The sequence below is a fragment of the Cryobacterium sp. TMB3-10 genome (genome assembly GCF_004402305.1).
Classification (GTDB): Bacteria; Actinomycetota; Actinomycetes; order Actinomycetales; family Microbacteriaceae; genus Cryobacterium; species Cryobacterium zongtaii.
Genome location: NZ_SOGH01000002.1, coordinates 1 through 24,686, shown reverse-complemented (window position 1 = coordinate 24,686; position 24,686 = coordinate 1). Strand labels below are relative to the sequence as shown.

22 protein-coding genes are annotated in these 24,686 nt (G+C 68.7%); 7 read left to right on the top strand and 15 right to left on the bottom strand.

All coding sequences use genetic code 11. The annotated features are described in order from the left end of the window. Position 1 precedes the first annotated feature (1 nt). The 13 genes from pstC to rsmI all read right to left on the bottom strand — a co-directional run bounded on the left by pstC (position 2) and on the right by rsmI (position 14,620). The gene (pstC, locus tag E3T22_RS00135) at positions 2 to 1,042 is read right to left on the bottom strand and encodes a phosphate ABC transporter permease subunit PstC (protein WP_088456742.1); all 1,041 of its coding nucleotides are present in this window, start codon (positions 1,040 to 1,042) and stop codon (positions 2 to 4) included. Between the two features lie 164 nt (positions 1,043 to 1,206). Next, positions 1,207 to 3,009, bottom strand: a complete 1,803-nt coding sequence (locus E3T22_RS00130) for a PASTA domain-containing protein (protein ID WP_166789234.1) — start codon at positions 3,007 to 3,009, stop codon at positions 1,207 to 1,209. Further along, positions 3,006 to 3,824, bottom strand: coding sequence for a lytic transglycosylase domain-containing protein (locus E3T22_RS18925; RefSeq protein WP_166789233.1), 819 nt, complete (start codon positions 3,822 to 3,824; stop codon positions 3,006 to 3,008). Before E3T22_RS18925 ends, E3T22_RS00130 begins: the two co-directional genes overlap by 4 nt. Next, on the bottom strand, positions 3,821 to 4,375 hold the full coding sequence (locus E3T22_RS00125) for a hypothetical protein (protein ID WP_134409338.1): 555 nt from the start codon (positions 4,373 to 4,375) through the stop codon (positions 3,821 to 3,823). Before E3T22_RS00125 ends, E3T22_RS18925 begins: the two co-directional genes overlap by 4 nt. 169 nt (positions 4,376 to 4,544) lie before the next feature. Next, positions 4,545 to 5,204 carry a methionine ABC transporter permease gene (locus E3T22_RS00120; RefSeq protein WP_088456745.1) on the bottom strand — a complete coding sequence of 220 codons (660 nt, stop codon included), beginning with the start codon at positions 5,202 to 5,204 and terminating at the stop codon, positions 4,545 to 4,547. A 2-nt stretch (positions 5,205 to 5,206) separates the two neighbouring features. Then, a complete protein-coding gene (locus E3T22_RS00115) occupies positions 5,207 to 6,247 on the bottom strand; it encodes a methionine ABC transporter ATP-binding protein (protein ID WP_134409339.1) in 1,041 nt (346 codons plus the stop codon). Between the two features lie 70 nt (positions 6,248 to 6,317). Further along, positions 6,318 to 7,208 (bottom strand): MetQ/NlpA family ABC transporter substrate-binding protein, encoded by an 891-nt coding sequence (locus tag E3T22_RS00110; protein ID WP_370028148.1) that lies wholly within the window; start codon positions 7,206 to 7,208, stop codon positions 6,318 to 6,320. 269 nt (positions 7,209 to 7,477) lie between these two features. Next, entirely contained in the window at positions 7,478 to 9,283 is a 1,806-nt protein-coding gene (locus E3T22_RS00105) for an ABC-F family ATP-binding cassette domain-containing protein (protein ID WP_103429582.1), read from the bottom strand. Between the two features lie 50 nt (positions 9,284 to 9,333). Next, positions 9,334 to 10,269: a 4-(cytidine 5'-diphospho)-2-C-methyl-D-erythritol kinase gene (locus E3T22_RS00100; RefSeq protein ID WP_134479662.1), complete on the bottom strand. Its 936-nt coding sequence runs from the start codon at positions 10,267 to 10,269 to the stop codon at positions 9,334 to 9,336. Between the two features lie 9 nt (positions 10,270 to 10,278). Beyond that, a complete protein-coding gene (gene rsmA, locus E3T22_RS00095) occupies positions 10,279 to 11,157 on the bottom strand; it encodes a 16S rRNA (adenine(1518)-N(6)/adenine(1519)-N(6))-dimethyltransferase RsmA (protein WP_134409341.1) in 879 nt (292 codons plus the stop codon). Next, positions 11,154 to 12,110 carry a TatD family hydrolase gene (locus E3T22_RS00090; protein ID WP_134479660.1) on the bottom strand — a complete coding sequence of 319 codons (957 nt, stop codon included), beginning with the start codon at positions 12,108 to 12,110 and terminating at the stop codon, positions 11,154 to 11,156. Before E3T22_RS00090 ends, rsmA begins: the two co-directional genes overlap by 4 nt. Next, the gene (gene metG / locus E3T22_RS00085) at positions 12,103 to 13,665 is read right to left on the bottom strand and encodes a methionine--tRNA ligase (protein WP_134409343.1); all 1,563 of its coding nucleotides are present in this window, start codon (positions 13,663 to 13,665) and stop codon (positions 12,103 to 12,105) included. Before metG ends, E3T22_RS00090 begins: the two co-directional genes overlap by 8 nt. 79 nt (positions 13,666 to 13,744) lie before the next feature. Next, positions 13,745 to 14,620 carry a 16S rRNA (cytidine(1402)-2'-O)-methyltransferase gene (gene rsmI, locus E3T22_RS00080; RefSeq protein WP_088456752.1) on the bottom strand — a complete coding sequence of 292 codons (876 nt, stop codon included), beginning with the start codon at positions 14,618 to 14,620 and terminating at the stop codon, positions 13,745 to 13,747. 44 nt (positions 14,621 to 14,664) lie between these two features. On the opposite strand from rsmI, the gene E3T22_RS00075 reads away from it, so the two are divergent. The 6 genes from E3T22_RS00075 to E3T22_RS00050 all read left to right on the top strand — a co-directional run bounded on the left by E3T22_RS00075 (position 14,665) and on the right by E3T22_RS00050 (position 21,942). Further along, positions 14,665 to 16,227 (top strand): dolichyl-phosphate-mannose--protein mannosyltransferase, encoded by a 1,563-nt coding sequence (locus E3T22_RS00075; RefSeq protein ID WP_241983547.1) that lies wholly within the window; start codon positions 14,665 to 14,667, stop codon positions 16,225 to 16,227. A gap of 190 nt (positions 16,228 to 16,417) precedes the next feature. Continuing rightward, the gene (locus tag E3T22_RS00070) at positions 16,418 to 17,518 is read left to right on the top strand and encodes an acyl-CoA desaturase (RefSeq protein ID WP_088456754.1); all 1,101 of its coding nucleotides are present in this window, start codon (positions 16,418 to 16,420) and stop codon (positions 17,516 to 17,518) included. Positions 17,519 to 17,608: 90 nt separating this feature from the next. Further along, a complete protein-coding gene (locus tag E3T22_RS00065; RefSeq protein WP_241980316.1) occupies positions 17,609 to 18,589 on the top strand; it encodes a YeiH family protein in 981 nt (326 codons plus the stop codon). Between the two features lie 92 nt (positions 18,590 to 18,681). Further along, the gene (locus E3T22_RS00060) at positions 18,682 to 19,980 is read left to right on the top strand and encodes an O-acetylhomoserine aminocarboxypropyltransferase/cysteine synthase family protein (RefSeq protein ID WP_088456756.1); all 1,299 of its coding nucleotides are present in this window, start codon (positions 18,682 to 18,684) and stop codon (positions 19,978 to 19,980) included. Then, positions 19,977 to 20,540, top strand: a complete 564-nt coding sequence (locus E3T22_RS00055) for a CoA-binding protein (RefSeq protein WP_088456757.1) — start codon at positions 19,977 to 19,979, stop codon at positions 20,538 to 20,540. Before E3T22_RS00060 ends, E3T22_RS00055 begins: the two co-directional genes overlap by 4 nt. A gap of 22 nt (positions 20,541 to 20,562) precedes the next feature. Then, a complete protein-coding gene (locus E3T22_RS00050) occupies positions 20,563 to 21,942 on the top strand; it encodes an L-serine ammonia-lyase (protein WP_134479657.1) in 1,380 nt (459 codons plus the stop codon). Positions 21,943 to 22,102: 160 nt separating this feature from the next. Here the strand turns inward: E3T22_RS00050 and E3T22_RS18920 are convergent, their stop codons facing one another. Continuing rightward, positions 22,103 to 22,591 (bottom strand): hypothetical protein, encoded by a 489-nt coding sequence (locus E3T22_RS18920; protein ID WP_166789232.1) that lies wholly within the window; start codon positions 22,589 to 22,591, stop codon positions 22,103 to 22,105. Between the two features lie 267 nt (positions 22,592 to 22,858). Here E3T22_RS18920 and E3T22_RS00035 point away from each other — a divergent pair, with 267 nt between their 5' ends. Further along, positions 22,859 to 23,305, top strand: coding sequence for a LysM domain-containing protein (locus tag E3T22_RS00035; RefSeq protein ID WP_166789231.1), 447 nt, complete (start codon positions 22,859 to 22,861; stop codon positions 23,303 to 23,305). 29 nt (positions 23,306 to 23,334) lie between these two features. On the opposite strand, the gene E3T22_RS00030 is transcribed toward E3T22_RS00035, so the two are convergent. Then, a complete protein-coding gene (locus E3T22_RS00030) occupies positions 23,335 to 24,504 on the bottom strand; it encodes a Gfo/Idh/MocA family oxidoreductase (protein WP_240632231.1) in 1,170 nt (389 codons plus the stop codon). Positions 24,505 to 24,686: the final 182 nt, after the last annotated feature.

Here is a 24,686-nt window from a genome sequence, read left to right as displayed (position 1 = left end):
GTCAGTCGCTCTCTGCCCCTGAGCGGGACCTGGCCACAATGGAGGAGGCTGTGAAGTTGATGACCAGGGTCAGCAGGAACAGCACCAGACCGGCCGCCATCAGCGCGGAGAGGCCGAACGCGCTCGATTCGCCGTAGCGCAGGGCGATGAGCGCCGACACCGAATTGCTACCGGTCTTGAGCAGCTGCCAGTTGATGGTGAAGATCGGCGAGATGATCATGTAGACGGCGATGGTCTCGCCCAGGGCCCGGCCGAGGCCGAGCATGGTGCCGCCGATGATTCCGCCGCGTCCGAAGGGAAGAACGACGGCCTGGATCATGCCCCAGCGGGTCGACCCGAGGGCGAACGCCGCCTCGCGTTCCCCGATCGGGGCCTGGGAGAAGGCCTCGCGCATGACCGAAGTCTGGGTGGGCACCACCATCAGCCCGACGACGATGCCGGCGATGAACGCCGAGGAGGTGAAGGCGCTGGCGTCGGTGAGGGCATCGCCGGACGCATCCGAGACCCTGAAGAACGGGATCCAGCCGAAGTAGGTCGAGATCCAGCTGGCCACCGGGATGACGTTGGCTTGCAGGAAGAAGACTCCCCAGAGCCCGAAGACCACGCTCGGCACGGCGGCCATCAGGTCGACGAGGGTGACCAGGGTGGACCGCAACCGGCCCTGGGCGACCTCGGAGATGAGCAGCGCGGTGCCCAGCGCGAGCGGCACCGCGACACACATGGCGATGAGGGCGATCGTGATGGTGCCGAAGAGCACAGAGGCGATGCCGAAGGACTGGGACTCCGGTGACCATTCCTGTTCGGTGAGGAACGAGAAGCCCGCGACGCCGAGGGCGTCAGAGGCCCGGATCGAGAGGAAGACCCCCACGGCGAGCATGATCGCGACGGTGATGCCACCGGCGGCGAACGCCACCGAACGAAACACGGAGTCCGACACCGACGGCCGGGACACCAGCGTGCGCCGACGTTCCTTCTCGAAGGGGAACGCTTCGGTGTCCGGCGCGGGGCGCGCAGACAGAGAAGCATTGATCGTGCGTGGCATGGGTGTCCTCGGGAGCGACAGGGGGGAAAACGTGGGCAGGGCCGTGCGGGCCGGGTAAGCGGCCGCACGTCCGAAACATATGTTTGGGTTGCCGGGTGAATTCGCGGAGTCGGTTTCGCTACCGAGCCATGGACACGGTGTGTTGACTTGGCGCCGGTCGACGTTCAGGGCGACGGAGCCGGCGGTGCGCTGTCCGTGGGCGTGTTGCTCGGGCCCGGCGACGACGACGGCGTGGGCGTCGGATGGACCGGGGCCGCGGCGGCCACGGTGATCGTCACGCTCGTTCCGAGGCGCAGCACCGCTGCCGTGTCCGGATGGCTCGCGAGCACCGTGCCAGGCACCGTATCCCCGTCGACGCGGGTCTCGACGACGGCGACGAATCCCGCGTTCTGCAGGGCAGCCACAGCCTCAGCCGAGGCAAGCCCGACGGTGGCGGGAACGCTGTTCGAGCCGGACGCCACCACCAGGTTGACGGTGTCCCCCGCGTTCAGCCACGACCCTGGCCCCGGCTCAAGGGCGAGAACGGTGTCGCCGGTCCGCACCGAATCCGCCGGTGTCAGGCTGCCCAGACGGAGACCGGCGGCCTCGAGGGCAGCGCGGGCCTCGCCGAGCGGCATGATGGTGAGCTCGGGCACCTGGACCGATGGGGATGGGGCCTCGACCGGCGCTGGGGGTGCCGTCGACATGTCGGTGCTGACCTCCGCAGCGGTCGCCGATGGCGTGCTGCTCACGGCCACGAACGACCGGGCAGAACCACCGGCGGCCGCCACCCAGCCTGCCGCGATCACCCCCGCGACGAGCACCAGGGCGACCCAGCCGCCCGCCTTCCCTCCGCCCGGTCGCCGGGGTCCGGGCCGAGGCACGGCGGGCGATCCGGCCGCGGAACCGGTGGCCGACCCGGCCGTCGCCCCACCCGGCGGACGTTGCGCGGTGCGCGGCAGCACGGTGGTGCGGCCGGGATCGATGACGGCGTGGGGCAGCCCGTCAACCAGGCGGTCGAACCGGCGAGTGCGGTCGTCGCCGATACCGGTATCGGCTGGCGCGGGCGGCGTCAGGGCCAGAATGGCGTTCCGCATCTCAGCCGCGGAGGCGAACCTGTCCTCCCGGTGCTTGAGCAGCGCCCGCACCACGATCCGGTCGACGCCCCGAGGGATGCCGGCCCGTGCCACCGACGGAACCGGTGGCGGTGCGAGCGCGTGGGCGCGCATCACCGCGGCCACGGTGTCGCGGACATAGGGCGCCTCCCCGGTCAGCGCGAAGTACAACACCCCGCCCAGCTGGTAGAGGTCACCGCGCTCGTCGACGGGAATACCGGTGGCCTGCTCGGGTGAGAGGTAGTTGACACTGCCCAGCACGCCCACGGGCCGGTCCGCGTCGGCATCCGGATCGTGGCCGTCTGCCGGTTCGCTGCCCAGCACGTCCGACCCGACCGCCACCCGGCCGGCCGCATCCGCCAGGCCGAAGTCGAGCAGTCGTACGCCAGCTATATGGAGTCGGCCATCGCCGCCGGGTGCGATCATGATGTTCGCCGGTGATACGTCGCGGTGGATCAGCCCGGCGGCGTGGGCTGCGGCCAGCGCCTGCAGCACGGCTAGAGCGACCGTGAGGGCATCCGGGACCGGCAGCGGGCCGGTGCGGCCGACGTGCTCGGCGAGGCTCTCGCCCGGTGCGAGATCCAGGGCGATCCAGGCGAGCGGCTCGGCGGCATCGTCGTGCACGCCCACGTCGAGGACAGCCACGATGTTCGGGTGCCGGACCGAGGCCGCCGCACGGGCCTCCCGGAAAAACGCCTCCCGGAGCCTCGGGGAGCTGGACAACACCGGATGCAGGATCTTGAGCGCGATGGTGTCGCCGGAACGGGTGTCGACTGCGGCGAAAACCGACGCGGATCCGCCCGTGCCGAGCAGCGCGCCCAGCCTGTAGCGCTCGGAGATCAGGCCGGCGACCGGGCCGGACAGCCGGTTCACGGCATCCGCGCTGCGTAGCCGTTCGCCGCCACGGCGACGGAATCGACGTAGCTCTCGACGTGGTTGTACGAGTAGACGGCCGCCCGCCAGGCCGTCGCGGCCGAGAGGTCGCCCGAGTCGCAGAGGTACCGGCCGGTCGCCAGCGCGGCGTCGTCGATCTGTTGGGGGTCGGCGGTTCCGTCGCCATTGCCGTCCGCACCCCACCGGTCCCAAGTGGCCGGGATGAATTGGAGCGGGCCGACGGCACGGTCGAACTCGGTATTGGCGTCCCAGCGGCCGGCGTCGGTGTCGACGAAGACGTCGTAACCGGACCCATCCAGCAGCGGCCCGTAGATCCCCGGCGCCGCGACGCCGTCGGCGCCGATCGCTGAGCCGTCGTGGCTGCCGTGGTCGGATTCGATCGATCCCAGCGCCGCGAGGGTAGTCCAGCCCAGGCGACAGTCGGGCTGTTCGTTAGCCAGCCGCAGTGCTGCGCCCGCGTACCCGAGCAGAGCCCTGTGCGGGATGCCGGTGGCCGATGCCGCCGCCCTGGCCCAGTCCGCCGACACCAGGCCGGCAGCGGGGACTCCGACCAGGACGGAAGTGCCGACGGCCACGTTCTCCGGCTGGCTGACGGGTTCCGTTGGCGCCGGGGCAGGCAGCAATACTGCCGGCGCAGCTGCACTGCTCGACTCGACCGCACTGCTCGACCAAGCCGTCTTGGACGCCCCTGGACCTCCCACCGATTCCAGCAGGGCTCCCCCCACCAGCCAGGCCGTCAGGACCAGGAACAGGCCGAGGGGCACCCAGTCGGCCCAACGCCCGCGGGCGCTCACCAGACGCCGGTCAGTTCTGCGTCGCCACGGGGCCGGCGGGAACGGCGGGCTCCGGGCTCGACCATTCGCCGAGGATCAGCCGTCACCACTGCGCTGCGCAAGGCGGCCAGAGCGCCCGCGCAGGCATCCCGGCTGGCCGACGTCGTTCCGTACCACCGTCCACTCGTCATCACGGCGACGTCGTCGACGGTCACAACCCAGCCGTGGGTTCCGGATACCGGCCCGGTCACGGCGCGCATGGCCATCCGGTCGACCCCCAGCTGCAACACGAGCACGTGCGCCCGAGCCGTGGCGAAGGACGAATACACGGAGGAACTGCGCCCCAACTCCCGGCTGTTCGACGCGAGAAGACGCCAGATCCCGGAGTGTGCCGACCAGGACCCGTCGGTGGCCACCGTGCCGCGCGCGCCGCCGCGGCGTGGAACCGGCACGATGCGGGCAAGCCCGACCTCGCCCGATTGCAGGTGTTGCCTAAACGACAGCCAACCCTGCAATCGGGGGTCAGCGGCCGAGCTGAAGGCGCAAAAGATCACGCTGGCGCTCGTTGACACGCTGCTCCTCGAAACCCTGGATTGACTCGGTACGAGGACAAACCCAGCGGGTGTCGGTGATGACAACGCTGACGTGGCCGGCCTCAGCGAGAACATTCGTGGGACGAGGTGACCGTAACCGGTCAGTTGACTGAACGAGAGGTGTACGCTCCCTGACCGAACCCTGTGCCTATCGGCGCAGCGCCTTGCGGGCCAGTCGGTTGCCGAGGAACTGCACAACCTGCACGAAGATGACGATCAATAGCACCGCGGCCCAAGTGACGACGGGGTCGAACTGGCGCCAGCCGTAGAGCAACGCGAACGCACCCAGTCCGCCGCCGCCGACGTAGCCGGCTACCGCTGACATGTCCACGAGCGCGACGAAGATGAACGTGTAGCCCAGGATCAGCGGGCCCAGAGCCTCGGGCAGCAGCACCGTGAAGATGATCCGCACGGGGCCGGCGCCCACGCTGCGGGCCGCTTCGATCACACCGGGCGTCACGGTGAGCAGGTTCTGCTCCACGATGCGCGCCATCGCGAACATGGCCGCGAGGGCGATCGTGAAGATCATCGCGTTGTTGCCGATCCCGGTGCCCACCACGGCGCGGGTGAGCGGTTGCACGGCGGCCAGGAAGATGATGAACGGGATGGGCCTGATGGTGTTGACCAGAACGTTGAGCACGCCGAACACCATTCGGTTGGCCAGGATGCTGCCCGCCCGGGTGAGGTAGAGGCCGAGGCCCACGAGCAGGCCGCCGAACCCGCCCAGGAGCAGGGTGAGGCCCACGATGTACAGGGTCTCCCACGCGGCTACCCACAGCTGGGGCAGAAGATCGATGAGTCCGTCCATGGTCAGCGCACCTCGGTGACTGTCGTGAGCGCGCGCACCCTGTCGAGTGCGGCGTCGATGGTCGTGTCGTCGCCGCTCAGCGCGAGGGTGAGGTGCCCGAACGGGCGCCCCTGGATTTCGTTGATGCCGCCGTAGACGACCTGGAAGGCGATACCGTCGCGGGACAGTTCGCCGAACACCTGGGTCTGGTCGACGGTGTCGCTGCGGAACGCGAGGGTCACGATGCGGCCGGTGTGCCTGGCGCGGAGCACCTCCAGCTCGGGCTTGGACGGCAGCCCCTTCACCACCGTTGAGACGAAACGAGCGGATGCGGCCTGCTGCGGGTTCGAGAACACGTCGAACACGTCGCCGCGTTCGATGATGCGACCCTGGTCCATCACGGCGACCTTGGTGGCCAGCGTCTGGATGACATCCATCTCGTGGGTGATGACGATGATGGTGACGCCGAACTCGCGGTTGACCCGCTTGAGCAGTTCGAGGACCTCGTGGGTGGTCTCGGGGTCGAGGGCGCTGGTGGCCTCATCGGCCAGCAGCAGCGCGGGCGATGAGGCGAGGGCACGGGCGATGCCCACCCGCTGCTTCTGTCCGCCGGAGAGCTGGTCGGGATAGGCGCCGGCCTTGTCGGCCAGTCCCACGAAGTCGAGCATCTCGGCGACCCGTTTGGTGCGCTCGGCCTTCTCTCGACCGGCCACCTCGAGCGGATACGCCACATTCCGGGCCACGGTGCGGGAGTTCAGCAGGTTGAACTGCTGGAAGATCATGCCGATACCCAACCGGACCGGCCGCAGTTCGCGTTCGGGCAGCTGGGCGACGTCCCGACCGTCGATGAGGATCTGGCCCGCGGTTGACCGCTCGAGCACATTCACCAAGCGCACCAGGGTGCTCTTGCCGGCACCCGAGTAGCCGATGATGCCGTAGACGTCGCCGGCGTCGATTCTGATGCTCACGTCGTCGATCGCCGTCACATCCGGGGCTCCCTTGACGGTGGCCGGGTACACCTTGCTGACGTTGCGCAATTCTACGAGTGGGGTTGAAACGGTCATGCAGATCCTTCGGTTGGAAAGGGGAAAGGCCGGCCGCGCCTCACGGGGAGGGGCGACCGGCCGGGACTGCCTACTTCTGTGCTGCGGTGTCCTTCTCGACCGTGGCCAGGGCGGCCTGCAGGTCGGCGGGCGACGTGGTGGCCAGGACCGCGGAATTGCCGGAGACCTCGAGCAGGCCGTCGGTGACGGTCGTCGTGGTCTGGAACAGCTCGACGAGCTTGGCGTAGGTCTCGTTGTCCTTGTCGTCGGCGCGCACGGCGAACACGTTCACGTAGGGCAGTGCGGACTCGTCGGAGGGATCGTCCTTGACGAGGGCGTCCTCGAACTTGAGGCCGGCCTTCTCCACGAAGTCGTTGTTGATGATCGCGGCATCCACGTCGGGCAGCGACGTCGCGGTGAGGGACGGCTCGAGCGCGGTGACGGTGACGAGGGACTTCTCGGTGTCGACGTCGTCGAGGGTAGAGAAGATCGTGCCGCCGTCCTTGAGGGTCAGCAGGTCGGCGCTCTGCAGCACGAGCAGCGCGCGGGCCAGGTTGCTGGCGTCGTTGGGCACGGCAACGGTGTCGCCCTTGCCCAGGTCGGCCACGTCGGTGACCTTGGTGGAGTACAGGCCGAGCGGGTAAATGGCCGTCGCGCCGATGGGCGTGAGGTCTTCGCCGCTGGAGACGTTGTAATCGGCCAGGTAGACCAGGTGCTGGAACTGGTTCATATCGATGTCACCGTTGGTCAGCGCCGGGTTGGGCTGGTTGTAGTCGGCGAAGTCGACGACCTCTACGGTGATGCCCTCTTCGGCGGCGGCCTCGGTGTAGTCGGCCCAGTAGGGGTCGCTGGCCCCGACAACACCGATTTTCACGGTCTCGTCGTTGCCGCCGGCGCCACCGGCGCAGCCGGCGAGCAGGGTCACGCTGGCGCCGAGCGCCAGGGCTGCCAGGATGCTCTTCTTCGTTGTGATGTTTTTCACTCTGATGTTCTCCACGTTTCGTTCGCTGTGTGTGCGCCCGCGCACGACGATGCGTTCACAGGCACAGCGCAACCACGGAGTCTTCGCGTGGGGGTTCTGTGCCGCAGCGTCGGGTGGCACTCTTCTACGGTAGCCGCAGCTCGGTCGAGCCGTTGGCCGCTCGGACACGAAACGTCACAGGAACTTCGACGAAAGCCGCCCAGTCACAGAATCTGCGAGCCGGGCGGCGGGTCGAGCAACCGGGGGGTGCCGGTGGTGAGGCCGGTGACCTATTTTTCGAGCAGCACCGAGAGTTCCACCCACCGGGTTTCGAAGCCGGCGACGGCGTCTTCGGCCGCGGCAACCTCGGCCTGCAGTTTGCCCAGGCCCGTGTAGTCGCTCTGGTCGTGCGCGGCGAGGGCGTTGTGGAGTTCCTTGATCTTGGCCTGCTGCTTGGCGACCTTGCGGTCGATGGAGGCGAGTTCCTTCTGGGCGTTGCGCAGCTCGGCGCCGCCGAGCGCCGGCTTACCGGAACCCTTGGCGGTGGCGGACGTCGGGGACGCCGCATCCGCCGTGAAGGAGCCGCCGGCGACCTGGCGCTTGCGCAGCTCGAGGTACTGGTCCACACCGCCTGGCAGGTGGTGGAAGCCGCCGTCGGAGACCGCGTACTGGTTGTCGGTGACGCGCTCGATCAAGTACCTGTCGTGCGAGACCACCAGCAGGGTGCCGGGGAAGGAGTCGAGCAGGTCTTCCATGGCCGCGAGCATGTCGGTGTCCAGGTCGTTGGTGGGCTCGTCGAGGATCAGCACGTTCGGCTCGTCCAACACGATCAGCAGCAGCTGCAGGCGACGCTTCTGGCCGCCGGAGAGGTCCTTGACCTGGGTGGAGAGCTGCGCGCTCATGAAGCCCATCCGCTCGAGCATCTGGCCGGGCGTGATCTCTTTGCCACCGGCCATGTACGAGGTGCGCTGGCGGGCGATGACGTCGCTGACCCTGTCATTGCGGATGTCATCTAGTTCGAACAGCTGCTGGGTGAGCACGGCGACCTTGATGGTCTTGCCGCGCTTGACCTTGCCACTGTCGGGCGTGAGGGTGCCGGCCACGAGGTTGAGCAGGGTCGACTTGCCGGCGCCGTTGACACCGAGGATGCCGGTGCGTTCACCCGGTGCGATCAGCCAGGTGATGTTGTTGAGCACCGTCTTCTCACCGAAGGTGACGGAGACATCGACGAGGTCGACGACATCCTTGCCGAGGCGCTGCATGGCCATCGACTGCATCGACACGGTGTCGCGGGGCGGCGGCTCGTTCTCGATCAGTTCGTTGGCGGCGTCGATGCGGAACTTGGGCTTGGCGGTGCGGGCGGGAGCGCCGCGGCGCAGCCAGGCCAGTTCCTTCTTCATCAGGTTCTGGCGTTTGCCCTCCATCACGGCGCTCATCCGGTCGCGCTCGACGCGCTGCAGGATGTAGGCGGCGTAGCCACCCTCGAACGGTTCGATCAGGCGGTCGTGCACCTCCCAGGTCATGTTGCAGACCTCGTCGAGGAACCACCTGTCGTGGGTGACGACCACGAGGCCGCCGGAGTTCTGGGCCCACCGGTTCTTGAGGTGGCCGGCCAGCCAGGCGATGCCTTCGACGTCGAGGTGGTTGGTGGGCTCATCGAGGAAGACCACGTCGTGGTCGCCGATGAGTACCTGGGCGAGGGCCACCCGGCGGCGCTGGCCACCGGAGAGGTCGTCGACGAGGGTGTCCCAGGGGATGTCGCGCACGAGGCCCGCGATCACGTCGCGCACCTTCGAGTCGCCCGCCCAGACGTGCTCGTCGATGCCGCCGACGATGGTGTGCCCCACGGTCTGGCCGTTGACGAGGTCGTCGGACTGGTCGAGGACGCCGATGGTGACGCCGCGTCGGCGGGTCACCCGGCCGGAATCCGGCTCCATGCGACCGGCGAGCAGGCGCAGGAGGGTGGACTTGCCGTCGCCATTACGGCCGACGATGCCAATGCGGTCACCCTCGTTCAGTCCGGCGGTGACGCTGTCGAAGATGACGCGGGTGGGAAATTCAAGGTGCAGGGACTCGGCCCCGAGCAAATGTGCCATAGGGTTCGAGCCTATCCCCCGCAGCTGAGCGCCAGTACCGCGCGGGCGGGCTAGGAGGTGAGGATTCGGGCGCCGTGCACGGGGCCGGTGGCGCGCACCACGTTCAGGCGGGCGGCGCTCAGCGCCACCGTCAGTTCGAGGCCGGCGTCCAGGTCAGGCACGAGGAACGCCACGGTGGGTCCTGACCCCGAGAGGATGCCGGCCAGCGCGCCGTTGGCCTCGCCGAGCTCGAGCACCCGGCCCAGACCCGGCGCCAGCTGCAGCGCCGGGGCCTGCAGGTCGTTGTGCATGGTGTCGGCGAGCATGGCCGGGTCCCCCGCGCGCAGGGCCTGCAGCACGTCGGCATCCACGGTGGGCTGCTGTGAGGCGGGGAAGATGTCCTGGGCGTGCCGGGTGCGGTGCCGGTCGAGCTCGTTGTAGACCGAGGGTGTCGACATGCCGAACTCGGCCAGGGCGAGCACCCAGTGGAAGGTGCCCTTGGCCAGGGCGGGGCTGAGCTGGTCACCACGGCCGGTGCCGATGGCGGTGCCGCCGGTGAACGCGAACGGCACATCCGCGCCGAGGGTGGCCGCGATCTTCAGCAGCTCGTCGCGGCTCAGCTCGGTGCCCCAGAGCGTGTCGCAGGCGAGCAGCGTGGCCGCGGCATCCGCAGAGCCGCCGCCCATGCCGCCGGCGATGGGCACGTTCTTGTCGATTTCGAGGTGCACCCCGCCGGTGTAGCCGGTGGCCCTGGCCAACGCACGGGCGGCCTTGATCGCCAGGTTGCTGCCGTCCACGGTCAAATTCGACGTGTCGATGGTGCCGGTGAACTCGACGCTGAAGTCGTCGGAGGCCGAGGCACGCACGTCTTCGTAGAGGGAGACGGCCTGGAACGCCGTGGCGAGATCGTGGTAGCCGTCGTCCATCACGGCTCCCACTTTGAGGAAGACATTGATTTTGCCCGGTGCCCGCGCATGCACAACCGGTGAGGTCGCCGTGTTGGTCATGTTCCTAACCTAGGCCAGCCAGGCCCGGGCGATCGCCAGGAAGTCGTGGACGGTGAGCTGCTCGCCGCGCTCGGTGGGGTCGATGCCCGCCTTGCCGAGCACGTCCGTCGCCTGGGCCGAGTCGCCGAGCACACCGGACAGCGACTGGCGCAGCATCTTGCGGCGCTGCTGGAATGCACCGTCGACCAGGGCAAACGTGGCCAGGCGCAGTTCCTCGGATTCGAGTTCCTCTGCACGACGTTCGAAGGCGATGAGGATAGAATCGACGTTGGGGACCGGCCAGAAGACCTGCCGGCTCACCTTGCCGGCGGTGCGGAACTGCCCGTACCAGGCGGCCTTGACGCTGGGACTGCCGTAGATCTTCGAGCCCGGCGCGGCGGCGAGGCGCTCGCCCACCTCGGCCTGCACCATCACCACGCCGGCACGGATGGAGGCGAAGTGCTCGAGCAGGTGCAGCAGCACCGGCACCGACACGTTGTAGGGCAGGTTCGCCACCAGGCGGGTGGGGTCGCCGGGCAGCTCGGCGATCTTCAGAGCGTCGGCACGGATGACGGTGAGCGCGGCGCCCGGCTGCATCAGCTGCACGGTCAGCGGCAGCTGCTCGGCGAGGCGGTCGTCGATCTCCACGGCCACGACGGCGGCGCCCACCTCGAGGATGCCCAGGGTGAGCGAGCCCAGGCCTGGACCCACCTCCACCACGGTTTCGCCGGGCTTCACGGCGGCGACCTTGACGATCCGCCGTACGGTGTTGCCGTCGATGACGAAGTTCTGGCCGAGCTTTTTGGTCGGGTTCACCCCGAGCATCTCGGCGAGGTCGCGGATCTCGGCCGGCCCGAGCAGGGTGGGCGCGGTCGGTTCTTTGGCTGAGTTGTGGGCAGAGTCGGTCATGCGAGGCCTCCGGCCGGGCTGATGCGGGGGTCTCGGGGGGTGTCGGTCAACACCACGGGTTCCGCGTCCCAGCGGCCGTAGACGAGTTCGGTGTTCGAGGTGATCTGGGCGGCGAGCACCGCGACATCCGTCTGCAGGTGCTCGGCCATGGCGCGCAGGGTGTGCGGCAGCAGGTACGGCGCGTTGGGGCGACCGCGGTGCGGGGTGGGCGTGAGGTAGGGCGCGTCGGTTTCCACCAGCAGCAGGGCGCGAGGGGCGACGTCGAGTGCCTCCCGCAGCGTGGCGGCGTTTTTGAAGCTCACCGGTCCGGCGAACGACATGTACCAGCCTTGGTCGGCGCACAGCCGTGCCAGTTCGGCGTCGCCGGAGAAGCAATGGAAGACCGTGCGCTCGGGGGCTCCCACCCTCAGCAGGGTCGCGACGACCTCGTCGTGGGCGTCCCGGTCATGGATCTGCAGGGCGAGACCGTGTCGTTTGGCGATCTCGATGTGCGCCTCGAAAGACCGGAACTGGGCCGCCCGGCCGTCGGGGCCGGTGCGGTAGAAGTCCAGCCCGGTTTCGCCGATGGCGACCACCCGGGGGCCGGCGGCGAGCTCGTCGATCACCGCGAGGGCGTCGTCGAGGGTGCCGGCGGTCTCCAACTCCGGTGTGTCGTTGGGGTGGATGGCGACGGCGGCGAGCATCCGTGGTTCACGGGCCGCCATCTCGGCGGACCAGCGGGAGGTGGCCACGTCGGTGCCCACCTGGATGACGCCGCGGACGCCAACGCTGGAGGCCAGGTCCAGTTGCTCGGCCACCGAGAGCGGCGTGATTCCGTCTGAGATTTCGAGGTGGGTGTGGTTGTCGTAGACGCCAACGACCAGCGGCACCGGCGCCGGCGGGTAGACCAAGTCGCGGCCGGCGGTGGCCTCGCGCGAGCGGATGTGGGTGCTGTCGGCCGAACCGTTAGCCAACAGTGGCCTCGATGCGCGGGAACAGGGCGGCTAGCGGCGAGACGTGGCTGCCGCCGGTCCATTCCCAGGCCCGGTCGATCTGTGCGTCCTGCACGTCGCCGGTGCCGCCGAGGGCGGCCCATAGCGTCGCGGTGGCCTGCGGGGTCACCGGGGAGAGCAGCACGGCGAGGGTGCCGAGGCCGCGGACCACGGTGTGCAGCACGGTTTCGAGGCGTTCGCGGTCGTCAGGGTTCTTGGCCAGCGCCCACGGTTCCTGCGTGGTGATGTAGCCGTTGAGCTCGTCGACGAGCTCCCACACCGCGGCGAGGGCCTCGTGCAGGGCGAGCCTGTCGATGGCCGCGTCGGCGGCCTTGGTGACCCGGATTTCGGTGTCGCGGATGGCGGTATCCGCATCACGCGGCGTACCGCCGGCCGGGATCTCGCCGTCGCAGTAGCGCACGACCATGGCGATGACGCGGGATGCCAGGTTGCCGAAGCCATTGGCGAGCTCGGACTGGTAACGCGCGGACAGGTCCTCCCACGAGAACGAGCCGTCCTGGCCGAAGCTGATGGCGCGCATGAAGTAGTACCGGAAGGTGTCGGAGCCGAAGACGTCGGTGATCTGGTTCGGGGCGATGCCGGTGAGCTTGGACTTGCTCATCTTCTCGCCGCCGACGAGCAGCCAACCGTGGCCGAAGACCTGGGTGGGCACCGGCAGCCCGGCGGCCAGCAGCATGGCGGGCCAGATGACGGCGTGGAAGCGCAGGATGTCCTTACCGACGATGTGCGTGGCGGGCCAGAGCCGGCTGAACTTCTCATCGTCCTGGCCGTAGCCGGCGGCGGTGATGTAGTTGAGCAGGGCGTCGAACCAGACGTAGACGACGTGGCTGTCGTCCCACGGCACCTTGATGCCCCAGTCAAAGCTGGACCGCGAGATCGACAGGTCGCTCAGGCCCTGCTTGACAAAGGAGATGACCTCGTTGCGGGCCGATTCGGGCTGGATGAAGGTGGGGTTGGCCTCGTACATGGCCAACAGCTGGTCGGTGAAGGTGCTCATCCGGAAGAAGTAGTTCTTCTCGTGCAGCAGCTCGACGGGGATCGAATGGATGGCGCAGACCTGCTGGCCGGTGTATTCGCCGGCGCCGGCCACGAGGTCGCCGGGCTGCTTGTACTCCTCACAGCCCACACAGTAGAAACCCTCGTACTCGCCCGTGTAGATGTGGCCGGCGTCGAAGAGGTGCTGCAGGAACTTCTGCGCGTTCTCCTCGTGGCGGACGTCGGTGGTGCGGATGAAATCGTCGTTTCGGATATCGACGGTCTTCAGCAGCGGCTTCCACGCGGTCTCGACCAGCCGGTCGGCCCACTCCTTGGGGGTGACGCCGTTGGCGGTGGCGGTGCGCAGGATCTTCTGGCCGTGCTCGTCGGTGCCGGTGAGCAGCCAGGTGTCCTCCCCCCGCTGGCGGTGCCAGCGGGCAAGCACATCCGCGGCCACCTCCGTGTAGGCATGCCCGATGTGCGGGACATCATTCACATAGAAAATAGGCGTGGTGATGTAAAAAGATGAGCCGTCGGACATGCTCATATCTTATGGGGGCCTGCGTAGGCGTCAGACCCTGTTACGCCGCGCGGCAGCCCGGCCCGGCTCAGCCCATTGCTCAGTCCAGCGGCAATTCAGGCTGCGGGGCGGCTTTCTGGCGCGGCGCGGCGGTCCCGGCGGCCTTGCCGGTGAGCGCGGCCTCGTACAGGTCGCGCTTGCCGAGCCCGGATGCGGCTGACACGTCGGCAGCTGCGTCCTTCAGGCGAGCCCCGGCCGCGACCAGCGCCAGAACCTCCTCGACGCCGGTGGCCAGGTCGAGCACCCGCGGCGTCGCCCCGGCGACGACGATGCAGATTTCGCCGCGGACGCCCGCCGCGGCCCACTCGGCCAGCTCGGCGGCGGTGCCCCGCTTGACCTCTTCGTAGAACTTGGTCAGCTCCCGGCAGACCACAACGCGGCGGTCGGCGCCGAGCGCGACGGCGAGGTCGGTGAGCGACGCGGCAAGCCGGTTGGGTGATTCGAAGAAGACCATGGTGCGGCGTTCGGTGGCCACCTCGCGCAGCGCCTGCATCCGCTCACCGTGTTTGCGGGGCAGGAAGCCCTCGAAGGTGAACCTGTCGGTGGGCAGGCCGGAGACGGCCAGCGCGGTGAGCACGGCCGACGGTCCGGGCAGCGCGGTGACGGTCACACCGGCGGCGATCGCGGCATCCACCAGGTGGAAGCCGGGGTCGGAGACCGTGGGCATGCCCGCGTCGCTGAGCACGAGCAGGTCGGTGTCGCGGGCGAGTTCGACGAGTTCGGCGGCCTTGCCCCGTTCGTTGTGGTCGTGCAGGGCGATCAGGCGCGGCCGGTTCTCCACGCCGAGGGCCTTGAGCAGGTGCACCGTCACCCGGGTGTCCTCGGCGGCGATGACGGTGCTGGTACGCAGCGCCTCGATCAGGCGGGTCGAGGCGTCCCCGAGGTTTCCGATGGGCGTGGCAGCCAGAATGATCATGGTCCCAGTCTCGCAGCACAGTCTTGCAGCACAGTCACGCAGCAGTGGCTCACTACGATGGTCAGGTGCTCCTCACCCCCGTTGCGACCGCCCGTGTGACCGAGCGTTGGAGTGCCCTGTGGGGCAACCGGTGGGTTCGCCTGGCCGGGCCGGCACTGGTGGTTCTGCTGGCCGCGGGCTTACGGTTCTGGAACCTCGGCCACCCCGGCACCCTGGTGTTCGACGAGACCTTCTATGTGAAGGACGCCTGGAGCCTGTTCAACAACGGTTACGAGTCCACCTGGCCGGATGGCGCCGACGCCCTGTTCGCGGCGGGGCAGAGCAATATCTTCGGTACCGCCCCGTCGTTCGTGGTGCATCCGCCGCTCGGCAAATGGCTCATCGCCCTGGGGATGGCGGTCTTCGGCGCCGATAACCCGTTCGGTTGGCGGGTCGTCACGGCGCTGGTCGGGGTGCTCGCCGTCGTGCTGCTCATGCTCATCGCCCAGAAGCTGTTCGGCTCGGTGTTGCTGAGTACGATCGCCGGTTTCCTCTTCGCCATCGACGGCAACGCGATCGTGATGAGCCGGGTCGCCCTGCTCGACAACTACGTGATGTTCTTCGCCCTCCTCGGCTTCGGCGCGGTGCTGATGGACCGGGACCACCACCGGGCCAGGCTCGGGGCGTGGCTGAACGAGAAACGGGACAACGAGGTCGACCCCACCTGGGGCCCCGCGCTCTGGTGGCGGCCGTGGGTGCTGGCCGCGGGCCTGGCCTTCGGGCTGGCCTGTTCGGTGAAATGGTCTGGGGCCTATTTCCTGGCCGCCTTCGGCATCTACCTCGTGGTGGTCGACGCGCTCGCCCGCCGCCGGGCCGGGCTGCCGTTCTGGGCCAGCGGAGCGATCCTCAAGCAGGGGCCGGTGACCTTCCTGCTCCTGGTTCCCGTGGCGGCGCTGACCTTCCTGGTCTCCTGGACCGGCTGGTTCGTCACCCGCGGCGGCTACTACCGGGACTGGGCCGATCAGGCCGGACAAGCCTGGACCGGGGCTCTGGCCTGGGTTCCGCACAGCCTGCAGAGCTTCTGGCACTACCAATCGGCCGCCTACGGCTACCACGTTGGCCTGGTGACCCCGCATCCGTACCAGGCGAACCCGCTCACCTGGCTGCTGATGAGCCGGCCGACGAGCATGTACTACCAGGGCTCGTCCCTGGGCGAGAACGGCTGTGGTTATGCCACCTGCTCCGAGGCCATCACCGGCATCGCCAACCCGCTGATCTGGTGGGCGGCGACGGCCGCGATCCTCTATTTGGTCTACAGGTTGGTGCGGTACCGGGAGTGGCGCGTCGGCCTGATCCTGATGGGCATGGTGGCCGGTTACCTGCCCTGGCTGATGTACCTGAACCGCACGGTGTTCCAGTTCTATACGATCGCGTTCGAGCCGTACTTGATCCTCGGGCTGACCCTGGTGATCTCTCTGCTGATCAAGAATGGGTCCGGTCGGGCGATCGTGGCGGTGTTCCTGGCCCTGGCCACGATAGTGAGCGCCTACTACTTCCCGCTCTGGACCGGTGCCCAGGTTCCGTTCGCTTTCTGGCAGGCGCACATCTTGCTGCCGAGCTGGCGCTGACCAGCATTAACGCTGTGATTGCAACACATTCCCAGCCTCGAACATATGCCAAAATTGGAATACATCCCCTGTTAAAGGCGTGTGAATTCACGCTATTTTCGGGTCTCGAACCCGTAGGATGGCCGTTATCTGCTTGACGAGTGATTGCTCTACAACCGACTGAGAAGTCCAGATACAAACCAAAGGCCTCATGTCGGAAGCATCTGCCGCACCCACGGTGCGTATTGTCCGCACCCGCAAGGGTGGCGACTCCCAGAACCCCACCACCGAGTACTCCTCCCTGCTGCACACCGTGCGGAATCTCGGTCTGCTCGGCCGCCGCACCGGCTTCTACTGGGGCGTCTTCGCCGCCCTGGTCCTGATCACCGTCGGCCTCGGCGTCGGCTTCGTGCTGCTCGGCGACTCCTGGTACCAGCTGATCATCGCCGGCGTGCTCGGCATCATCCTCACCCAGTTCGCGTTCCTCGCCCACGAGGCGTCGCACCGCCAGGTCTTCCAGTCCGGCCCCGCCAACGACAGGGCCGGCCGTGTCCTCGCCAACCTCTTCGTCGGCATCAGCTACGCCTGGTGGATGACCAAGCACAGCCGCCACCACGCCAACCCGAACGTGGTCGGCAAGGACCCCGACATCGACCCCGACTTCATTGTGTTCCGCGAGGAAGACGCCGCGAAGGTCAACTGGATCACCTCGTTCATGACCCGCAAGCAGGGGTACCTGTTCTTCCCGATGCTCACCCTCGAGGGCATCAACCTGCACATCCAGGGCTTCAAGACGGTCTTCGGCAAGGGCAAGGTCGACAAGCGTTGGCTCGAGATCAGCATGCTCACCAGCCGCATCGTGATCTACCTCGCCGTCATCTTCTACTTCCTGCCGCTGGGCATGGCGTTCGCCTTCGTCGGCGTGCAGATGGCCGTGTTCGGCGTCTACATGGGCGCCTCCTTCGCCCCCAACCACAAGGGCATGCCGCAGCTGCCGCACGAGAGCAAGGTCGACTTCCTGCGTCGCCAGGTGCTCACGTCGCGCAACATCCGAGGCGGCACCCTCATGGACACCTTCATGGGCGGCCTGAACTACCAGGTCGAGCACCACCTGTTCCCGAACATGGCCCGCCCGCACCTGAAGAAGGCGCAGGAGATCACCAAGGAATATTGCCAGTCCAACAAGATCCTCTACACCGAGACCGGACTGTTCGAGTCCTACGGCATCGTGGTCGCCTACCTCAACAAGGTGGGCCTGGCCGCCCGTGACCCGTTCGACTGCCCGATGGTGCAGCGCTTCCACCACCGCTGACCCTCCTCTCGGACTGAGAGAGAAGCCCCGAGAATCCTCGATTCTTGGGGCTTTTCTCACGCTTCACGGGCGATGGGTAAAGTTGACCCAATGTGGATCTGGGGAGTGGGTGCGGCCGGGGTGGCCGCGCTGGTCGCGTGGGGCGTGCACGCCGCGCTTCCCGCGGTACCGCTGCTGACCGCGGCCGTGCTGCTCGGCATCGTGGTGGGGCAGCTGCCCGTGCTGCGTCCGGCGGTCACCGGGATGCTCGCGCCCGGCCTGACCCTGGCGTCCCACCGGCTGATGCGCCTGGGCGTGGTGTTGCTGGGCCTCAAGCTCAGCCTGGTCGACATCCTCGGTCTGGGCTGGGTCACCATCACCAGCACGGTCCTCATCGTGGTGCTCACCTTCTTCGGCACCCTGTGGCTCGGCCGCCGCGTCGGCCTACCCGGACACCAGCCGCTGCTCATCGCCACGGGCTTCGCCGTCTGCGGCGCGTCTGCGATCGGGGCGATGAGCGGCGTGGTCAAGGCCAAGGACCGGGAGACCGCCACCCCGGTGGCGTTGGTGACCCTGTGCGGCACCCTCGCGATCGGCGTGCTGCCGTTACTCTGGCATCCGCTGGGCCTGACCGACCTCCAGTTCGGCCACTGGGTCGGCGCCGGTGTGCACGATGTGGGCCAGGTGGTCGCCACGGCGCAGATCGCCGGGTCGGCGGCCCTCGCCGTGGCCGTGGTCGTCAAGCTCACCCGGGTGCTGATGCTGGCGCCACTCGTGGCCGGCGTGGCGGTGTACGAGCGGCGGCGGGCGGGCACCGTCGATCGCACGGTCCGGCGGCCGCCGGTGGTTCCCCTGTTCGTCGCGGGGTTCCTGGCCATGGTGCTGGTGCGCACCTTCGTTCCGCTGCCCGCCACCGTGCTCGAGTCCATCGATCTGGTACAGACGGTGCTGCTGGCCATGGCGCTGTTCGGCCTGGGCACCGCGGTGCGCCTGTCCGAGCTCCTGCGCACCGGCGGCAAGGCCCTCGGCGTGGGCCTGGCCTCCTGGCTGCTGATCGCCCTGCTCGCTCTGGCCGCCGTCCTCATCAGCTGACGGTCGCTGCTGTGCAAGCCGGGCGGAGGCCATGTGGCGCACTGTTACGCCACTCCGCCCGCGGTCCCGCGCCGGGCCGGTAGCGTACCCGCATGGCAGATCGCGAGTACGGCTTCACCACCAGGGCAATCCACGCCGGGAACATCCCCGACGCAGTGACCGGGGCCCGGGCCCTGCCCATCTACCAGACCAGCGCGTTCGTGTTCGACGACACCGCGGATGCCGCGGCCCGGTTCGCGCTGCAGAAGTACGGCAACGTCTACTCCCGGCTGTCGAACCCCACTGTGGCTGCGTTCGAGGAGCGCATCGCGAGCCTCGAGGGGGGCCTGGGCGCCGTCGCCACGGCATCCGGCCTGGCCGCGCAGTACATCACCTTCGCCAGCCTGGCCGGGGCCGGCGACCACATCGTCTCCAGCGCCAACCTCTACGGCGGTTCGATCACCCAGCTCGACGTGACCCTGCGCCGCTTCGGCGTGGAGACCACCTTCGTGCAATCCGCCGACCCGGCCGACTACGCCGCCGCGATCACCGACAAGACCAAGCTGATCTTCGCCGAGACCGTCGCCAACCCGTCCGGTGAGGTCGCCGACATCGAGGGCCTCGCCGCGGTGGCGCACGCCGCCGGAATCCCGCTGATCATCGACTCCACCATCGCCACGCCGTACCTCTGCCGGCCCATCGAGTGGGGCGCCGACATCGTCATCCACTCCGCCACCAAGTTCCTCGGCGGCCACGGCACCACACTCGGCGGCGTGGTCGTGGAGAGCGGCCGGTTCAACTGGCACAGCGACAAGTTCCCGCTCTTCACCGAGCCGGTGTCCAGCTACGGCGGCCTGGAGTGGTCGGGCAACTTCGGTGAGTACGCCTTCCTCACCCGCCTCCGCGCCGAACAGCTGCGCGACATCGGGCCGGTTCTCGCGCCGCACTCCGCGTTCCTGCTCGCCCAGGGTGTCGAGACGCTGCCCTACCGGCTGCAGGCGCACGTGAACAACGCCCGCATCGTGGCCGAGTGGCTGGACGCCGACCCGCGCGTCGACTTCGTCAACTGGGCCGGGTTGCCCAGCCACCCGCACTACGAGCGCGGCCTCAAATACCTGCCCAAGGGCCCCGGCTCGGTATTCAGCTTCGGCGTCAAAGGCGGCCGCGACGCCGGTCGTACCTTCATCGAGTCCGTCGACCTGGCCAGCCACCTGGCCAACATCGGCGACGCCAAGACCCTCGTCATCCACCCGGCCTCCACCACCCACGCCCAGCTCAGCGAGCAGCAGCTCGCCGATGCCGGGGTTCTGGCAGGCCTGGTGCGCATCAGCGTGGGCATCGAGGATGTCGACGACATCATCTACGATCTCGACCAGGCGCTCAGCCAGGCCGCAGCGGGGGGACGCTCATGAGCACCGAGACAGTCCAGCTCACGAACGGTTTGAGCTGCAGCGTTCCCACAAATTCGCCGCTGGCCAAGCTGCTGCGCACCCAGCGCACCTGGGAGGGCCCGGACGCCAAGGCGCGCCTGGGCATCCTGCGGCGGGCACAGTCGATCGCCATCGTGGGTGCCTCCCCCAACCCGGCCCGGTCCAGCTACTTCGTGGGCACCTACCTGCAACAGTCGAGCGACTACAGGGTCTACTTCGTCAATCCGCGTGCCGACACCATCCTGGGCCAGAAGGCCTACCCCGACCTGGCGTCGCTGCCCGAGGTACCCGACATCGTCGATGTCTTCCGCAAGGCCGCCGACATCCCCGCCGTGATCGACGACGCCCTCGCCGTGGGCGCCACGACGGTGTGGGTGCAGCTGGGCATCTGGAACCAGGAGGCCGCGGAGTACGGCGAGGCGAAGGGGCTCACCATTGTGATGGACCGCTGCATCAAGATCGAGCACGCCCGCTTCCACGGCGGCCTGCACCTGCTCGGTTTCGACACCGGGCAGATCACGGCGCGCAAGACCATCAGGTAGCCGCCCGCGTACGATAGAGCGGGTGACTGCGTACGTATCGGCTCTCGACCTCTTCTCCATCGGAATCGGTCCATCCAGTTCCCACACTGTCGGCCCGATGCGGGCCGCCCTGGCCTTCGCCCAGCACCTCGCCGAGAGTGGGTGGCTGCCCGAGGTGCGCCGCATCCGCTGCTCGCTGTTCGGCTCGCTCGGCTCCACCGGTCTCGGCCACGGCACGCCCGACGCGATTTTGGCGGGTCTGGCGGGCCTCACCCCGGAGACCTGCGACCCCGCCGAGGTGCGCAACAGCTGGGTCGATCTCACCGACGGGTCCACTCTGCGCCTGAACGGCAGCCACCCGGTTGCTGTGCAGAAGAGCGACGTGGTCTTCGAACCGCGCACCCGGCTGCCCGGACACCCCAACGCGATGACGCTGTCGGCCTGGGGGGACGACTCGAGCGGCACCGCGCTGCTCGAGGAGACCTACTACTCCATCGGCGGCGGCTTCATCCGCCGCGACGGCGACCCGGTCCGGCCTGTAGCCACGGTGGTCCAGCCGATGCCGTACGCCTCGAGTGCCGCCCTGCTCGCGCTCTGCGACAGCCACGGCATCGGCATCTGCGATGTCGCGCGCGCCAACGAGGAAGCCATCCACGGCGCCGACGGGTTGGATGCCGGGTTGGACGCGATCTGGGCTGCAATGCACGCCTGCGTCGAGGCGGGCCTGCGCGTGGACGGCACGCTGCCCGGCGGTCTCGGCGTCAAACGCCGCGCCTCCGCCATCCGTATGCAGCTGGAGGAATACGACGGTCTGCAGCAACGCGAGCGGGACACCTCGACCGAGTGGCTGCACGCCTTCGCCCTCGCGGTCAACGAGGAGAACGCGTCCGGCGGCCGCGTCGTGACGGCGCCCACCAACGGCGCCGCGGGCATCATCCCCGCCGTCGCCCACTACTACCTGCGTTTTGTGCCCGGCGCGAGCGCGGCCGGCATCCGTCGGTTCCTGCTCACCGCGGTGGCGATCGGCTCGCTGGTCAAGGCGAACGCCTCCATCTCCGGCGCCGAGGGCGGCTGCCAGGCCGAGGTCGGCTCGGCCTGCGCCATGGCCGCGGGGGCGCTCTGCGCGGTGCTCGGCGGCACGCCCCGCCAGGTGGAGAACGCGGCGGAGATCGCGATGGAGCACCACCTCGGCCTGACCTGCGACCCTGTCGGCGGACTCGTTCAGGTGCCCTGCATCGAACGCAACGCCATCGCCGCGTCGACGGCGGTGTCGGCGGCCCGGCTGGCCCTGCACGGCGACGGCACCCATCTGGTCTCGCTCGACACCGTCATCGAGACCATGCGACAGACCGGCCTGGACATGATGACCAAGTACAAGGAAACCAGCGAGGGCGGCCTCGCGGTCAACGTCATCGAGTGCTGAGCGCCCGGCCTTTCGGGTCAGCGACCGCCGCCTCCACCACCGCCGGAGAAGCCGCCACCTGAGGTTCCTCCGGAGGAACTGCTGCCGCCGGAGCCCGACCGTGACGACCCCGAACCCGACCCCGAACTCTTCGTCGGTGTTGTGGCGAAGCTCACCCGACCTATCGAGCGGGTGAACCCGGCGACGTTCTGGGTGAACACGGCGGTGCCACCCGCGCCGGAATACCAGGTAGTCGCGCAGGCCCAGCAGGTAGTCCCGCTGCCTGGCGCCCTTCTCGCTGGTCGGTGATCGAACCGCGCAACCGTTCGAGCCGGTCGCCGAGTTTCTGGTCCGTGGTGTCCAGCCGCAGCCTGGCACCGTTTTTCAGCTTGGGGCCCAGGGCAGTGAGGATGACCGACAGATCCTCCGGCGGGGTGTACTGCACGATGATGGTGCCGGGGGTGAAGCCGACCGCGATGGTGATGTTCTCCCCCGCAACCAGATCGCGGGAGGGCGCGATGATTACGGTGCCTGCCGCATCCGTGCTCGTCTCGATGGCGCACGGGTCGCCGCCCCCGTAGTATCCGGCGTAGCAGGCCGCGTCGCCGGTGAGAGCCTTCGTGAGCGCCCCGGCGGATGCCCCGGCCGGGGCCAGGACCGCGGCCAGCACACGCCGGCGCTGCAGAATCTGTCGGTGTGTCGTGGTTCCCCCGGCTCGATCATATCCAGCGGGTACCTGGCGACGCGGCCCGGTGTCCCCCGTATTAGGCACAGCACGCCGGCTGCGCCGGGAGAATCCTGACCTAAACTGTCTTCTCGGGGGTACACCATCAACAATCTCACCAGTTCACCGCAGTCGGCCGCGCCGCGCCTCTCTGTTCCGCGCCCAGCTGCACCGCGTCGCACTGCCCAGACCCGGCCGACCCGACGGGACGTCGTGCTGTCGGTGATGCTGATCGGTGGCCTGGCCTTGGCCGGCTGCGCCGCCGCGCCCGCACCGGTGGTGACGGCGACTGTCGTGGTCACCCAAACACCGACCCCCACGCCGACGCCCACGCCCACACCGACCCCGACGCCGACGCCGGTGGCCGAGGCGCCCGCGCCGGAGCTCACCGCAAACCCCGAGGTGCCGGCCGAGCCCATTCCGGAGGGCCCCGCCGTTGACCTCGGCGCGATTCCCGGCGCCCAGGCCGCGCCGGAATACGACGGCGCCGGCAACCCGATCAGCTACACGGTCATCGAGGGTGATTCGTTCTTCGATATCGCCCAGCGCTTCGACCTGCCGATGCAGCAGCTCCTCCGCATGAACCCGAAGGTCGCCGGGCTCGGCGAGGACATCTACCTCCGCCAGGTCATCAACCTCGACTGGACCAAGACCGGCTGAGCCCGCGGGCCGGCGGTGACAAGCGCGGGTCAGCGCACGGACGCGTGAATGCGTTCGATCAGCTCGATGGTGTGTGCCGAGTCGACAGCGTTGACCGGCAATGGCGCTCCGCGCAACAGCGCATTCGCCAGGCCCTCGTAGAAGGCCGTGTACTGGCCGCGCTGGGTCGGCACGACCTGGCTGGCGCCGTCGGCGCCGAGCCGGCCCCAGGTGGCTTCCGGTTCGAGGCCGAAGTCGGCGTCGCTGGGCAGGTTGCCGGCCTGGATGGCGGCCTCCTGGCCGTCCACTCCCCATTTGGTGTACCCCGCGGCCGAGCCGAGCACCCTGAACCGTGGGCCGGTCTGGGCCGCGAACGAGCTCACCCAGAGGTGCGAACGCACCCCGGAGCCGTGGTGCAGCGACACGAACGAATCGTCGTCGGCGGCGCCGCCCGGCCGGCGGGTGGACAGTTCGGCGGTGAAGTCATCGACCGGGCCGAAGAGCAGCACGGCCTGGTCGATCAGGTGCGCGCCGAGGTCATAGAGCACGCCGCCGCCCGCGGCCGGGGTCGCCCCGGCCTTCCAGCTTCGCGGGGTGCCGGGCTTGAAGAACTCAAACCTGGACTCGAATCTGTAGACGTCGCCGAGGGCGCCATCGGCCAGGAGCGCTTGAAGGGTGAGGAAGTCACCGTCCCAGCGTCGGTTCTGGAACACCGTGAGCGGAAGCCCCAGGCTCTCGGCCCGGTTCAGCAGCGCCCAGCCCTGCTCGGAATCCACCGCGAACGGCTTGTCGATGACCACGGCGAGGCCCGCATCGAGGGCGGCGTTGGCCAGCGCCACATGGGTGTCCGGCGGGGTGCCGATGATCACGAGGTCGAGGTCGGCCGCCTGAGCGAACAGCGCCTCGGCGGTGGGTACGATCCGCACCCCCGGGTAGCTCTCGATGGCCTTGGCGCCCCGATCGGGGTCGCCGGTCACGATGGCCTCGAGCGAGAAGTCGGGGTTGGCCGCGAGGAACGGTGCGTGGAAGACCCGGCCGGAGAGCCCGAAGCCGATGACGGCCGCGCGGATCGGGCCGGTCCGCGGGGTAGGCGTTCCCCCGGTGGCCGCCGAATTCGGCTGGGCGCCGTGCTGCGGTCCCGGACCGGGCCGCGGGCCCGGCTTGGGTGCCGGCTTCGGCGTCATGATCGGGGTTTCCGGCTGGTTGTCTGAAGTGGCCATGGCCCGAGGTTACGCCGGTTCGGGCGCCCTCCCGCCCACAACTGTTCCCGTTCCGGACAATTGCACCCGGCACACCGGGGGTGGATTCAACTGGTCGATGCAACACCGCTGTTTTCTTGGTCTGAGAGTAGCTGATGCAGGGCTTCTCGCGGGGTGGCTGCGTCGAGCCGTTTTCGTGGTCG

Bases quoted from the DNA above. Each gene is read 5' to 3' on its own strand.
- pstC (WP_088456742.1), bottom strand. From the start codon at position 1,042: ATGCCACGCACGATCAATGCTTCTCTGTCTGCGCGCCCCGCGCCGGAC.
- E3T22_RS00120 (WP_088456745.1), bottom strand. From the start codon at position 5,204: ATGGACGGACTCATCGATCTTCTGCCCCAGCTGTGGGTAGCCGCGTGG.
- E3T22_RS00115 (WP_134409339.1), bottom strand. From the start codon at position 6,247: ATGACCGTTTCAACCCCACTCGTAGAATTGCGCAACGTCAGCAAGGTG.
- E3T22_RS00105 (WP_103429582.1), bottom strand. From the start codon at position 9,283: ATGGCACATTTGCTCGGGGCCGAGTCCCTGCACCTTGAATTTCCCACC.
- E3T22_RS00100 (WP_134479662.1), bottom strand. From the start codon at position 10,269: ATGACCAACACGGCGACCTCACCGGTTGTGCATGCGCGGGCACCGGGC.
- rsmA (WP_134409341.1), bottom strand. From the start codon at position 11,157: ATGACCGACTCTGCCCACAACTCAGCCAAAGAACCGACCGCGCCCACC.
- metG (WP_134409343.1), bottom strand. From the start codon at position 13,665: ATGTCCGACGGCTCATCTTTTTACATCACCACGCCTATTTTCTATGTG.
- rsmI (WP_088456752.1), bottom strand. From the start codon at position 14,620: ATGATCATTCTGGCTGCCACGCCCATCGGAAACCTCGGGGACGCCTCG.
- E3T22_RS00070 (WP_088456754.1), top strand. From the start codon at position 16,418: ATGTCGGAAGCATCTGCCGCACCCACGGTGCGTATTGTCCGCACCCGC.
- E3T22_RS00065 (WP_241980316.1), top strand. From the start codon at position 17,609: ATGTGGATCTGGGGAGTGGGTGCGGCCGGGGTGGCCGCGCTGGTCGCG.
- E3T22_RS00060 (WP_088456756.1), top strand. From the start codon at position 18,682: ATGGCAGATCGCGAGTACGGCTTCACCACCAGGGCAATCCACGCCGGG.
- E3T22_RS00055 (WP_088456757.1), top strand. From the start codon at position 19,977: ATGAGCACCGAGACAGTCCAGCTCACGAACGGTTTGAGCTGCAGCGTT.
- E3T22_RS00030 (WP_240632231.1), bottom strand. From the start codon at position 24,504: ATGGCCACTTCAGACAACCAGCCGGAAACCCCGATCATGACGCCGAAG.